This is a genomic window from Nonomuraea sp. NPDC049129 (genome assembly GCF_040648495.1).
Taxonomy (GTDB): Bacteria; Actinomycetota; Actinomycetes; order Streptosporangiales; family Streptosporangiaceae; genus Nonomuraea.
The window spans coordinates 172,792-186,117 of record NZ_JBEZDU010000001.1; the positions used below are offsets into that span (position 1 = coordinate 172,792).

12 protein-coding genes are annotated in these 13,326 nt (G+C 71.1%); 3 read left to right on the forward strand and 9 right to left on the reverse strand.

Annotation, left to right across the window (positions count from 1 at the left end):
• Positions 1-272 precede the first annotated feature (272 nt).
• A complete protein-coding gene (locus AB0B64_RS00795; protein WP_358173522.1) occupies positions 273-1,625 on the forward strand; it encodes a cytochrome P450 in 1,353 nt (450 codons plus the stop codon).
• Between the two features lie 57 nt (positions 1,626-1,682).
• On the opposite strand, the gene AB0B64_RS00800 is transcribed toward AB0B64_RS00795, so the two are convergent.
• From AB0B64_RS00800 to AB0B64_RS00835, 8 genes are all read right to left on the reverse strand, one after another.
• Entirely contained in the window at positions 1,683-2,633 is a 951-nt protein-coding gene (locus AB0B64_RS00800) for an SPFH domain-containing protein (RefSeq protein WP_357952372.1), read from the reverse strand.
• 90 nt (positions 2,634-2,723) lie between these two features.
• Positions 2,724-3,179: an SRPBCC family protein gene (locus AB0B64_RS00805; protein WP_358173525.1), complete on the reverse strand. Its 456-nt coding sequence runs from the start codon at positions 3,177-3,179 to the stop codon at positions 2,724-2,726.
• A 94-nt stretch (positions 3,180-3,273) separates the two neighbouring features.
• Positions 3,274-4,170: a hypothetical protein gene (locus tag AB0B64_RS00810; RefSeq protein WP_358173527.1), complete on the reverse strand. Its 897-nt coding sequence runs from the start codon at positions 4,168-4,170 to the stop codon at positions 3,274-3,276.
• A gap of 178 nt (positions 4,171-4,348) precedes the next feature.
• The gene (locus AB0B64_RS00815) at positions 4,349-4,843 is read right to left on the reverse strand and encodes a S26 family signal peptidase (RefSeq protein WP_357952369.1); all 495 of its coding nucleotides are present in this window, start codon (positions 4,841-4,843) and stop codon (positions 4,349-4,351) included.
• Positions 4,840-6,717 carry an ABC transporter ATP-binding protein gene (locus tag AB0B64_RS00820; RefSeq protein ID WP_358173530.1) on the reverse strand — a complete coding sequence of 626 codons (1,878 nt, stop codon included), beginning with the start codon at positions 6,715-6,717 and terminating at the stop codon, positions 4,840-4,842. The genes AB0B64_RS00815 and AB0B64_RS00820 overlap by 4 nt, the downstream gene beginning before the upstream one ends.
• Positions 6,714-7,364 carry a hypothetical protein gene (locus tag AB0B64_RS00825; RefSeq protein WP_357952367.1) on the reverse strand — a complete coding sequence of 217 codons (651 nt, stop codon included), beginning with the start codon at positions 7,362-7,364 and terminating at the stop codon, positions 6,714-6,716. The genes AB0B64_RS00820 and AB0B64_RS00825 overlap by 4 nt, the downstream gene beginning before the upstream one ends.
• Before the next feature lie 132 nt (positions 7,365-7,496).
• Complete coding sequence (locus AB0B64_RS00830) at positions 7,497-7,682, reverse strand: hypothetical protein (protein ID WP_358173533.1); 186 nt, start codon at positions 7,680-7,682, stop codon at positions 7,497-7,499.
• A 158-nt stretch (positions 7,683-7,840) separates the two neighbouring features.
• A complete protein-coding gene (locus tag AB0B64_RS00835) occupies positions 7,841-10,570 on the reverse strand; it encodes a BTAD domain-containing putative transcriptional regulator (RefSeq protein WP_358173536.1) in 2,730 nt (909 codons plus the stop codon).
• An 84-nt stretch (positions 10,571-10,654) separates the two neighbouring features.
• Here AB0B64_RS00835 and AB0B64_RS00840 point away from each other — a divergent pair, with 84 nt between their 5' ends.
• A complete protein-coding gene (locus AB0B64_RS00840) occupies positions 10,655-11,176 on the forward strand; it encodes a MauE/DoxX family redox-associated membrane protein (RefSeq protein WP_357952364.1) in 522 nt (173 codons plus the stop codon).
• Between the two features lie 47 nt (positions 11,177-11,223).
• Positions 11,224-12,135, forward strand: a complete 912-nt coding sequence (locus tag AB0B64_RS00845; protein ID WP_358173539.1) for a LysR family transcriptional regulator — start codon at positions 11,224-11,226, stop codon at positions 12,133-12,135.
• 27 nt (positions 12,136-12,162) lie between these two features.
• Here the strand turns inward: AB0B64_RS00845 and AB0B64_RS00850 are convergent, their stop codons facing one another.
• Entirely contained in the window at positions 12,163-13,296 is a 1,134-nt protein-coding gene (locus tag AB0B64_RS00850) for a HupE/UreJ family protein (RefSeq protein WP_358173542.1), read from the reverse strand.
• Positions 13,297-13,326 lie beyond the last annotated feature (30 nt).

The window sequence follows — 13,326 nt, forward strand, 5'->3', positions numbered from 1 at the left end:
GGAGCAGCAGCGGGGTCTCTCGGAAGGGAAGGGACCCTCTCCGAGGAGCGGAAGAACGGATACCTGGCGCGCGTTCGTGGACGCCGATCAGGGATTGACCGGGCGGAAAACATGATTCATAGTCACGTTATCCCGCTCGATCAGGAAGGATGGTGAGACAGAGCCGTGCGACTGTTACGTCATGTGGCTGCCCGCCTCGTCGGCAAGGTCCGAGTCAGCGGCAGATACATCTACTGGCCCTACCACCACGGTAAGTAAGTAAGCCCAGCCAGTTGGACACGGCACGCCCACCAGGGCCTCGCGGTCACTGGCTGATGGGCAATGCGGTCGACTACGACAAGGACCGCATCTCTTTTCTCCGCCGCCATCATCATGACTACGGCGACGTGTTCTCCTTCGACGACCGGGTCGTCTTCACCATCGACCCCCGGCTCACCCATCAGGTTCTGACGGCCACCAACCGCGACTACGTCACGGAGTTGGCACCGTTCGCCGGCTCGTCGGCGCTGCACGGCGCCGCCGAGATGATCAACCCGTGGATGGGGGCGCGCCGCGCGGTGCGCCCCGCTCTCGGCGATGACGCGGTGGCGGGCATGGACGGCCGGATCGTCGCGATCCTGGACGCCGTACTCGACGCGACGGCGGGCCGTACGGTCGACGTGCTGCCGGTGATGCTCGACTTCGCCGGGCAGGTCGTGGCCGATCTGTGCCTCGGCGAGGACGCCGCGGGCATCCCCGAGCTGCTCGCGGCCAACCACGCGGCGTTGCTCCCGTTCGAGAGCGCCGAGTTCCAGCTTCCCGCGTGGGTACCGTCGCCGCGCAACCGCCGGTTCTTCCGTGTCCACCGCCGCACGGTCGAGGCGTTGACCCGGTTGGTCTCCGCCAGACGCGCCGAGCCCGCCCGGCGACGGCATCGGGACCTGCTCGACGTCCTGCTCGGAATCCCGCACGGCTCCCATCCGGCAACCACCGAAGACCCGGCTACCACCGAGAACTCGGCAATGGGCGACAAGTCGGTGGTGACCACTCTGTGGAGCATCCTGGTCGGTGGGCACGGCGTGCCCGCTGCGGCGTTGACCTCCATAGTCCGTGAGCTCGCGATCCGCCCACGTCTGGCCGCCGCCCTCGCGGAGGAGGCAGGCGCGTCGGTGGGGGCCGGATGCCCATGTGCTCGTCTTCCGCTGGCCGAGGCGGTGGTCAAAGAGACTCTTCGGCTGACTCCCCCTGCCTGGATGATGACCCGGGTCGCGCGCACCGCCGTCACGTTCGGCGAGTGGCGGTTGCGGCCGGGAGATGAGGTGCTGACCACCCCGTACCTGATCCATCGCGACCCTCGCTGGTGGTCTCACCCGGACGAGTTCGATCCGTCTCGATGGGACACCGCCCGCCCGGCGCCCGGGACCTACATACCGTTCGGCGCCGGGCCTCGCTACTGTCTCGGCTCGGCCGCGGCGATGCGTCAGCTCACCCTCGCCACGTCCCGTATCGCCCAGCGTTTTCACGTACACGCGCCGAACGCGGAGGCCGCGGAACCCGAGTTCTGCGGGCGCCTCGCACCGGCGGGCCTGCGCGCCGCGTTCCTCCCGGCCGACCTGCGCGCCGAATTCCGCCCGAACCGGCCTTAAGCCTTCCGACCGGCTTTGAGCTTTCCGACCGGCTTTGTACCTTGACGAGTCAGGTGTCTATGGGGCGCGCGAGGCCGCGTTCTTCGCGGCGGAGCGTTCGAAGGAGGACCCTGGCGGAGCCAGCTCGGGCGTGGCGGAGTCCGTAACGGCCGGTTGCTCTTCGGTCTGCCGCTCCGGCGAACCGGTGGTGTCCACGGCTGTCTGCTGTTCGACCTGCCGCGCCGGCGAGCTGGCGGTGTCCACGGTCGGCTCGCTTCTCGCGGAGCGCTCGAAGAAGCGCAGCAGCTCCACGGGTAGCGGCATGACCAGCGTGGAGGTCTTCTCGGCCGCCACCTCCACCACGGTCTGCAGCAGCCGCAGCTGAAGCGCGCCAGGCGCCTCGGTCATGATGGCCGCGGCGTCGGAGAGTTTCCGCGCGGCCTGGAACTCCCCGTCCGCGGTGATCACCCGGGCCCTGCGTTCCCGCTCGGCCTCGGCCTGGCGGGCGATGGATCGCTTCATGCCCTCGGGCAGATGGACATCCTTGATCTCCACGCGGTCGATGTGGATGCCCCAGCCGAGCGCCGGGCTGTCGATCATCAGCGCCAAGCCCTTGTTCAGCTGCTCGCGGTTGGACAGCAGGTCGTCCAGATCGCTCTTGCCGATGATCGAGCGCAGTGAGGTCTGCGCCACCTGCTCGATCGCGAACAGATAGTCCTGTACCGCGATGGCCGCCCGCAGCGGCTCCACGACGCGGAAATAGGCGACGGCGTCGACCTGAACGGAGACGTTGTCACGGGTGATGCCCTCCTGTGTGGGCACCGGCATCGTGACAATCTGTACGTTCACCTTCTTCATCCGATCCACGGCCGGAATGAGGAACGTGATTCCAGGCGGGCGGACCTCCCGCTGAGCCCTGCCGAGGCGGAAGACCACACCGCGCTCCACCTGGTTGACGACCCTGATGGCGCTGACGGCTACCCAGACCGTCAACAGGACGATCAGCCCGAGCACGATATTGATGATCATGGCGTGCCCCTTCCAGCTCAAGGCTAGATCCGGGGACGCACCTGTCAGGCAAGGAAGGCGTCAAGTCCTGGTCAACGGCACGAACAAAGCTCAGAGCCGGCTCGCCCGCGCGTCGTGGTGGAGCAGGTCGGCCAGGCGGCGGATGTCGGCACGGATCGCCCGCCTCAGCAGCCACCCCAGCACCGGCTCCAGCAGCCTCTCAGAGGCGGCGCGCGGGGCGACGCGTACGTGGAAGGCGAAGCGGCACCGGTCCTTGCCGAGTGACACGACGCTCCTGCCCCCTTCGGCGTCGATCCCCGAGGTGGTGCGCCAGTCGAACGAGCGCCCTGGCTCGACCCCGGTGACCTCCCCTCCGTTGCGGTAGGTCCGGCCCGCGAACCGCATCACCTCCGCGGTGGTCGTGCCCACCCGGACGATCCCGCCGGGGCGCGGAGCCATCGTCTCGACGCCCTTGCGCCAGCGCGGGTCCTGCCCGTAGTCGGCGACGACCGCCCACACGGCCGCGGCCGGGCGGGAGATCTCGCCGTACTCTCGCACTTCGATCACCCGGTGATGATACGGCGGCGGCGGAGCCCGAGGAGGGTGACGGCGCGCAGTCGTCGCTCTCCTCGGGCGTCACCTATGGCTCAGTTCGTCCGGCTCAGTTCGGCGGGATCATTCCGTTCTTGGAGACCGGTACGGCCAGCTGCACGGCGCCGGTCAGCATGGCGTTCTCGGCCGGCAGGTTCGCCAGCACCGGATTGAGGTGTTTCAGGGTCAGCGACACCGGCGTGATGGTCGAGGCGGTGATGTCGAACTTCTCCAGGTCGACCCACCGCACGATGTTCATCACGTCCGCCGGAATGTCGTCACCGGACTTCTGCACCGGCACGCAGAGCTGGCGGGCGGCGGTGACCCGGGCGTCCGAAGGCGGGATCTGGTTGGTCAGGACAGGGTTGAGCTGGGTGAGGACAAGGCCGACGTTCATGGCCGGGTTCGGGGTGTGGGCGTAGCACAGCAGGTCGATGTGGGAGATGAGCCGTACGACGTCCGGGGCGGGCACCACGCCGTTCTTGGAGATCGGGACGCACAGATGCTGGGGCACGTTCAGGACGACCCCGATGCCCGGTACGTTCTGCAGCACCGGGTTGAGGTGGCGCAGCGCCAGGTTCAGGTTGAGCGAGGGGCCGGTGACCCGGTAGCACGACAGGTCGACGAACCTGATGAAATCGAGGACGCCCGGCGGCGGGATCACGTTGTTCTTGGCCACCGGGACGCACAGTTGCTCGCGCTGTCCGAGCGTGACCTGGAGGTTCGGCTGATTGGCGAGTACGGGGTTGAGGTGCCGCAGCTTCAGGGTGGTGGCGGGCGGTTGGTACGGGGTGGTTTTGAAGCATTCCAGGTCGAGGTTCGTCACGAATGCATTCGGCGTCGGCAGGGCCAGGGCCTGCGCGGGCGGCGCGACGAGGAAGGCCACGACGAACAGGGCGAGGCCGGCGGCCAAGAGACGTCGTACGAGGTTTTTCGCGCGGCGTTGTGGTGCGACCGTTCCGTCCATAAATAGCGCTCCATTCCGGTAGACGGTGCCTCGACTGTGCGCCCGCGCGACCGGCCCAACAAGGCTCGTGACCGCTTTTTGCCATAATGGTGAAACGACCGGGGAAGATGAAAAGACCGGCCCATTTTCGGCCAGAAATATCCGGCCTATTCTTCGCGTATTCAATAGCACCCGCGAATCAGCTAAGCGGCCGACCGACCTTGCGGAGCACCACGCCGAGCAAGCGGTCCGTCGTCAGATATCCGGAGCGGCGGGAGTCGTACGAACGGTCCGCGTTGTCCCCCAGCACGACCAGGTGCCCGGCTGGCACGTGAGTACCCGGCGCGGTCCGCAGCGCGGGCACCGTGTCCCTCGGTATCGGGTCACCCGGGACGGCCGCGACGCGCTTGACGATCCAGCCCGTGCCCGCCTCGTCCGCTAGCGACCCTCCCACCGCGCCGGCGCGCGGCCCTCTCGCCGCTCCAGCGCGCGACCCTTTCACCACTCCCGCGAGCACAACGACCTGCCCGGTACGCAGTGAACGGGGTGATGTCCGCCGGACGACCAGGCGCTCGCCCGGCCGATACGTCGGCAGCATGCTCTCCCCATGAACGGTCACCACCACATACCGCCTGCGCAGCCACAGGATGATGACGAGCATCACCACGGCGACGCCGGCGAGCGCGCCGATCAACGCCCCACTCCCGTCGGATGAACCTCGTCCCTGGAAACCGGGCTGACCTCGTCCCGGTAACCGGTGGCCTGCCGGGTGAACAGCCGCGCGTACGTCCCCCCGTCCGCCAGCAGGGCCGCGTGCGTGCCCTCCTCGGTGACCACGCCGTCGGCCAGCACCACGATCAGGTCGGCGTCGCGGACCGCGCCGAGGCGATGGGAGATCACCACGCTGGTGCGCCCGGCCCGCAGGCTGGCGAGCTGGCTGTGCACCTCGTACTCGGCCTCGGGATCCAGCCCGGCGCTGGGCTCGTCGAGGATCATCAGATCGCGGTCGCGGCGCAGGAACGCCCGCGCCAGCGCCACCCGCTGCCACTGCCCGCCCGACAGCAGCACGCCCGCCCCCTCCTCGCCTTCCTCCTCCGGGGTGAATTGGCGGCTCAGGAGCGTGCCATAGCCGTGCGGCAGCGCCGCGACGGTGTCGTGGACGCCGGCGTCGCATGCCGCGCGTTCGACGCGCGTCCGGTCCTCGGTGGCGGCCGGGTCGCCCAGCGCGATGTTGTCGGTCGCCGTCATCTCGTAGGCCACGAAGTCCTGGAAGACCGCGCCGATCCGGGCGCGCAGCGCCTCCGGCGCCACGTCGCGAAGGTCCACGCCGTCCCACAGGATCGCGCCGCGCGTCGGGTCGTAGAAGCGGCACAGCAACTTCACCAGCGTGCTCTTGCCGCCGCCGTTACGGCCGACCAGCGCGACCGTCCGGCCGTGCGGGATGAACAGGTTGACGCCGCGCAGCACCCACGGATGGTCGTCGCTGTACCTGAACCAGACGTCCCGCAGTTCGATGCCCCGGCGCAGCGGCGCGAGCGGCCTGGGCTCGCCCGGCGCCGGCAGGTCGGGGCCCGCGGTCACGATCGTGACGTGATGGTGGAACGTCAACAGCTGTTCGTAGGCCATCACGCCGGCCGACACCATGACGTTCAGCGCGGCCTGCACACCGGCGACGGCCGCCACGAACATCGACACGTCGCCCACGCTGAGCTGCCCACGGCCCGCCGCGAGGATCGTCCAGACGAGTCCCACGCCGGCCACGGCCGCCGACGTGCCCGACAGGCTCGCCTGTACGAGGAACTCCCGCCGATCCATCCGCCGGCGAGCCACGTTGGCGGTCCGCAGCTCGGCCAGCATGCGCAGGCGCAGGAACGCGCCGAGGTCGAACAGGCGGATCTCCTTTGCGGCGTCCGCGGTCGACATCAGGTGCGCGTAGAACAGCTCCCGCCGCTCGGCCGGCCCGATCCGCCACATCATCGCGACCCGCTGCCGCGACAGCCGTAGCTCGATGAGCAGCGCCGGTACGGCCGACAGCAGGACCAGGACGGTGAACGCGGGACTGATCAACGCCAGGGAGCCGACGAACCCGACCACGGTCACCGTGCTGCGCGCGGCGGAGCACGCGGTGTCCACCAGCCTGCCCGGGTTGCTCGCGCTCTGCTGGGCCAGGCGCAGCCGGTCGAGGAAGGCGGGGCTCTCGAACGGGGCCAGTCCCGTGAAGCGGGTCACCGCCGCGAACAGCTCGTCCTTGGCGCGCTGTGCCGCCCGGCGGTCCACCTCGGCTCGCAGATAGTGCGCGGCGTGCGTCGCCGCCACGGCGGCCGTCGTCACGACGGCGATCGTCACCGCCAGGCCGAGCAGCACAGTGGTCCGGCGGTCCGCCAGGCCGTCCAGCACGGCCTTCGTCAGCCAGGCCAGGGCGATCGGGGCGACCGCGCCCACGAGCGTGACCGCCAGATATCCGAGGACATGGGCCGGCGCCGAGCGCCACACCATCCCGGCGGCCCGCAGCCCGCATCCCGCCAGGACCCGGGGCGCCGGCGCCGTCCCCGGCCGGCGACTGCTCACGCCGGCTGCTCTTCGGCCTGCCGCTCCGACGAACCGACGGTGTCCACGGCCGAGGAACCGACGGTATCCACGGCCGGCGAAACGGCGGTGGACACGGTCGGCGAAACGGCCGGCAGCCGAGAGATCCGGGGTGCCCTGGCAAGCAGCTTGCCGCCCTCGGCCACCTGGAAGAAGGTCGGGAACGACTGGACCCGGAACGCGTTGGCGACCCCCGAAGGCGCCTCCTCCACGACCACCTGGGCGACGGGCGACAGCTTGGTGACCAAGGACGCGGGATCACCCGAGCGTCCGTCGACCACCGCGAGCACCCGCGACCGGTCCTGCCCCGCCGCCCAGGAGACCACCTCGGGAAGCTGCTCGTGGCAGCCTTGGCAGTCCGGCGACATGAACGCGACGACCGTCCCCTCGGGCAACAGGTTGCGCGTGACGCGGGTGCCGTCCACGGTCGTCGCGTCGAAGTCACCGACGACCTCTCCGACGGACAGACCGTCGCCCGCTCCGGCCAGGACGCCCGTGCCGACGGCTTCGTACAGCGCGTCGATCAGCTTCGTCTGCTCCCGGAGCCGCCGGATGACGCCGAGGGTCAGCAGCAGGTCCAGCAGACACAGGGCGCCGACGAGGACCACGATGGCGATCAGGTAAGGCACTAGACATCTCCGTGTCGAAAGCTCATGAGGGTGTGCCCGGCCGCGGCCGACCACCGCCGGGCACCGGTCATCGCGGCGTACTCGTCACCGTGAAGGCCCGCGCGCTACCTGAGCGGGCTCGGGAACGAGTGGTTACGAGCAGAAGACGACGCTCTTGCAACCGCCGCACGACACGTGACCGTTCGGGTAGTAGCAGCAGTACTTCGCGGTGAATGCGGGGAACTTGCAGCACTCATAGGCGCAGTCGGCAGCCCGGGCCACAGTGTGGGGCGCGACCAGCTCAAGGAGCCGGTCGGCCGTTCTGGTCACGACGCGCATCGAACCTCCATATCGGCGGCGGTCCCGGCGGGCCATCGCCCGGCCGGCACGGCGGAGCACGGCCGGCCCACGCCGACCGTCCCGCCGCGCCTCGCAGCCTGCACCCGGGCTCTGAGCGATTTCTCAACGAATTCTTAACGGCCCACCGAGAACCGGGCTCACCCCTCCTGGTCGTGGGCCGCGATGCGGGCGCGTACCTTGTCGGCCTGCGCGTCGCCGAGGGCGTCGTAGCATTCCGCCGCCCGCTTCCAGGCGTCGAGCGCGGCGGCGGTGTCGTCGGCCCGCAGGTGCGTCTCGCCCAGCCGGACCAGCGTCTCGGCGGCCGGGTGGAGGTCGTCGCAGCCGCGCAGCAACTCCACCGCCCGCTCGTAGGACGCCACGGCCTGCGCGAAGTCGCCCTTGGCCGCCAGTACGACGGCGATGCTGTCCCAGGTGTGGCCCTCGCCCTGGGCGTACCCGAACTCGGCCAGGATGCGCTGTGCCCGGCGGCAGTCGGCCAGCGCCTGGTCGTACTCGCCGACCTGGGCCCGCAACCAGCCTGCGTTGTTCAACGCCCGCGCCTCGCCGATGGCATCGCCGGCCTGCCGGAACAGCTCCCGCGCGCGCAGCGTGTGGCCCAGTTGTCCGGCGGGTCGCACCCGGTTCAGCGAGACCGTCAGGCCCAGGTGGACGTGCGCCTCCAGGACCGGCTCGTCGAGGTCGCGATGCAGCTCGATCGCCCGCTGGAAGTGCTCGATGGCCGCCAGGTCGCGGCCGAGCCTGACATGGGCGCGCGCGACGCAGTTGTGGCACCGGGCCTGGGCCAGCCGGTCGCCGAGCCGCTCGGCCGCCTCTAACGCCACCGCCTGAACGCCCAGCACCTGCTCCCATGGGCCGCGGCGCTGCATGAACTCCGAGAACGCCCACGCCAGCTGCCACACGTGCCGGTCCAGCCCGGCCTCGGTCGCCTCCGTCAGCAACGCGGGCAGTGCCACGGACTCGTCGGCGTACCAGCGCAGGGCCTCCGCCTGATCGGCGAACCGCTCCGTCACGACACCGCGCGCCCGTGGTTCCAGCTGGAGTTTCTCGCGGTGCGGGTAGCAGACCTCGCTGGCCGCGCACGCCGAATGCAGGTAGTGGTCCAGCAGCCGCCTCGTCGTCCCCCGCCGTACCGTCCGGCTGTCGGCGGCCCGCTCCTGCTCCGACGCGTACACGCGCAGCAGGTCGTGCAGGTGCAGGCGGCCGGGCGCGCGGAGGTCGACCAGGTTGGCGCGGTCGAGCCGCGCGGCCAGCTCCCGGGTGCGGTCCACCGGCAGGGCGGCCAGGCTCGCCGCCGCGGCGAGCGACACGTGCGGCCCGGGGTGGCGACCGAGGCGCCGGAACAGCCGGATCGCGGGCTCGGGCAGGTCCCGGTACGAGCGCCCGAACACTCCGCGCAGGTCGATCGCCGGGTCGCTGTGGGCGAACGGCTCCAGGTCGGCGCCGGGCCGCGCGAGGTCCGCGGCGACCTCGGCCAGCGGCAGGTCGGTGTGCCGCGCCAGCTGCGCCGCGACGATCGCCAGGGCCAGCGGCAGCCGGCCGCACCGGCGAATGATCAGCGCGGTGGCCTCGGGCTCCGCCGCCAGCCTGGGCTCGCCCAGCCGCGCCGCCAGCAGGCGGTAGGCGTCGTCGTCCGGCAGGACGTCCAGGCGTACCAGGGAGGCGCCCGAGGTGACCGCCAGGCCGGTCAGCTCGGCCCGGCTGGTGATCAGCGTCAGGCACCCCGGCGCGCCGGCCAGCAGCGGGCGTACCTGCTCGGCGCCGCGGGCGTCGTCGAGCACGACGAGGACCCGCCGGGAGGCCAGCAGGCTGCGGTAAAGCCCGATCCGGGCCTCGACGTCCGACGGGATCTGGGCTTCCGGGATCGCGAGCGCGCCGAGGAAGCGGGGCAGCACCACGGCCGCGTCGGCCGGGTCGACCGTGCTGAGGTCGGCGTACAGCTGCCCGTCCGGGAAGCGGTCGCGATTGAGGTGCGCCCAGCGCAGCGCGAGCGACGACTTGCCCACTCCGGGCGGTCCCGAGATCGCGCAGACCGCCGCGCTCGCCGGCCGGTCGCCGGTCGCTGCCTCGGCCAGCCGGTCCAGCTCCGCCGCCCGCCCGACGAAGCCCCTCAGGTCGACCGGCAGCTGGGCCGGGACCACGTGCGTGGTCTCGGCCACGTCGCCGGAGCGCAGCAGCATCCGGTGGACGCGCCGTAATGCCGTACCCGGCTCGACGCCCAGCTCGTCGGCGAGCGTCCGGCGTACCCGGGCGAAGTGCGCCAGCGCCTCGGCGGTCCGCCCCCACGTGTGCAGCGCCTCGATCAGCGCGGCCGCCAGGAGTTCGTCCAGCGGGTGTTCGTCGGCCAGCGGCGTCAGCGCCGCCACGGCGGCCGCGGCGTCGCGGCCGGTCACCGTACGCGCCCACCGCAGCATGGTCGCCTTGCGCTCGTCGCGCAGCCGGTGACGGGCGCGCTCGGCCCATTCACCGGGCAGCCCGGTCAGCGGGTCGCCGCGCCACAGCGCAAGAGCCTCGCCCAGCAGCGGCGCCGGGTCCGGCTCGGCCATCGCCTGATAGGCGAGGCTCCGGCAGCGCGACACGTCCACCGCGGACTCGTCCACGTCGAGCAGGTAGCCGCCGGTCCGCTGGACGACGGCGCCGTCACCGGCCAGTACGTCGCGGCGGATGCGAGTGATGATGGTGTACAGGGTGCGCCGCGCGCCGGGCGGAACCTGCTCGCCCCAGACCCGGGCGAGGAGCGTCTCGACGGACACGACCCGGCCGACCTCCCACGCGAGCGCGGCCAAGGCGAGCGCGACCTGCGGCGGCCGTACGGGGTTGGTCTGGCCCGAACGCTCCACCTCGACGGGTCCGAGCAACCGAATCAGCACGACGGTCTACTCCCTGCTCGTGGATCTTCGAGCGTAACGAGGCCCCTCTTGCTGGATCCGCTCGCCCGTGGCTACCTTGTGATCATGCAGTACGTCGACGTGGCGAGCAGACTGCTGCTGCTCACGATGTTCACGCTCGCGCTGGTGGGCAAGGTGTCCAGCCGCCGGGCCTGGGACGAGTTCGTCGTGTCGGTCGGCGCGATGGGGCTGGTCGGCGGCGTGAAGGTCCCGGCGGCGGTCGCCACGGTGGTGGCGGAGGGCGGGGTCATCGTGCTGGCCGCGGTTCCCCTTCGCTGGGCCGGATCGGCGTCGTTCGTCCTCGCGGCCGGGCTGCTCGGGTGTCTGGCCGTCGCCGTCGCGCTGGTCGTCCGGAGGGGCAACAAGGTGGCCTGCCGCTGCTTCGGCCCCACCCAGACGCCCTTGGGCGTAGAACACGTGGTGCGCAACGTCGTGCTCGTCGTGATCGCCCTGCTCGGGCTGGCGGGGTCGCTGGTGAGCGGGTCCTTCGACCCGGCGCTCAGCGTGGTGGTCGGCGTTTTCGGCGCTGTTCTGGGGCTGCTGTTCGCCCGATGGGACGATCTCGTCTCGTTGCTGGCGCCGTCGTGATCAGTGCGGGTGATTGATCGCCGGGGTCCGTCGCTACTCTGAGCGAGATGGACATCCAGCAGCTCCGTTACTTCGTGGCCGTGGCCGGGGAGCTCCACTTCGGGCGCGCCGCCGAACGGCTCCACGTGACGTCGTCCCCGCTCAGCCGCCGCATCCGGGAGCTGGAGAAGGAGCTCGGCAAGGATCTGTTCGACCGGGGCTACCACCAGGTCGAGCTGACCGCCTTCGGGCGGGCGTTCCTGGAGCCGGCCCGCGACGTGCTGGCCCGCTTCGACGCGCTGGCGGACCTCGCGGCCGGGCCCGCCGTCGTCGCCCCGGCCGTGCGGGTGGGGGCCACGCCGCTCGCCCCCACCCAGGTCCTGGACCTGGTGCTGGAGACGTTCGCGCGGGTGAGTCCCGGGATCGAGCTGCCGGTGAGCCTGGAGCCCTCGGCGGGGCTGCTCGCCCTGCTGGCGGCGCACCGGCTGGACATCGCCGTCGTCCACCTGCCTGTGGACGCCCCCGGCCTCGACAGCCTGGCCCTCGCCGAATACAGCTTCGCCATCGCCATGCGGGCCGACGACCCGCTGGCCGGCCGTACCCGGCTCACGCTCGGTGACCTGGCCGACCGGCAGATGCTGCTCACCTCGTTCAAGGTGCACCCGCTGGTGATGAAGGGGTTGCGCGACCATCTGCGCGAGGGCGGGGTCACCCGGATCCGGGAGATGCCGCACAGTGACGTCGTACAGATCGCCGCGCACATCACCCACTCGCGCGCTCTGTCCCTGATAACGCCCAACACGATCGCGGGCCGCGTCCTGACCGAGTCCGGGCTCGTCCTCGTGCCGCTGGACGACCCGGACCTGCACTTCCGGCTCGGCGTGGTCTGGCCCGCGGGCGCGACGGATCGCGGCGGCCCGCTCGCGAGCGTCATCACCGCCCTGCGCGAACGCGCCGCCGACCCGCTCACCATCCTCTGACCGGACCTCGGCCGGGCCGGTGCCCGGTCAGAGCGGCAGCGGGATGCGATCGACGAACCAGTACAGGCTGACCGCCACGATGGGGACCGACAGCGCGACCACCCCCCAGCGGGCGGCGGGCGTGCGGCGCAGCAGCACCAGCAGCGGGAAGAGCACGGCGATGATCGCGAGCTGCGCGGCCTCGATGCCGAGGTTGAAGCTCAGCAGCGACAGGAGCAGCTCCCACGATCCGCTCTGGTCGATGTCCAGCGCGCCCGCGAAGCCGAGCCCGTGCACCAGCCCGAAGGCGAACACGATGGGCAGCCGCCATCTGCCCAGCCGGTCCTCGCCCCGGCCCAGGAGGTTGGCGAGGGCCACGACGATGATCGAGCCCGCGATGATCGGCTCGACGATCTGGCCGGGAACGTCCACGACCCCCATCGCCGCCAGCAGGAACGTGATGCTGTGGGCGGCGGTGAAGGCGGAGGCCGTGATGACGACGTCCCGCAGGCGGCGCGCGCCGATGAGCAGCGCGAGCAGGAAGAGGACGTGGTCCAGGCCGAACAGCAGGTGCTCGGTGCCGAGCAGGAAGAACTCGCCGATCTGGTTCGGCGCCGGATGCTCGCCGACCTTGAGCGTCGGGTTCGCGGCGGCCAGGACGGCCGAGCCCTTCTCGCCGTCGACGTCGTAGCGGACGATGGTCTTCGTACTGTGGACGAAGCTCTCGGCGTCGGGGAACAGCGCGCTGGAGATCGCGTGCGCTCCCCCGCCGTCGCCCTGGCAGGCGTAGGCGTAGGTCAGCACGGCGAAGGCCACCTTGTCGCGCAGGCGTATGTCCGCCGCGCCCACCTGCGTGGGCGCGCACGGTTTGTCCTCGTACGCCACGTCGAAGCGGCGCGTGACGTACGTGGTCACGGCGTCGCGGTTGATCGTGAGCTGGCGAAGCTGCTCGGCCCGTTCCTTCGCCTCGTACGCCTCCGCGTAGAGCCAGGCCGACTTCATGAGCAGGTCGTACTCGAGGTCGAGCACGACTTTGACGTTCGTCCCCGTGCCGGTCACCTCGGTCTGGGCGGTCGTCGTGACGTCGTGCGCCGCCGCCGGGGCGGGACGCGTCAGGCCGGCCAGCACGCCACCTAGGACGACGGCGAGGACGAGCGTGGCCAACCGCCGCATATGGGGCATGTCTCGTGTCTCCAAGAGGGGGATGCCGCC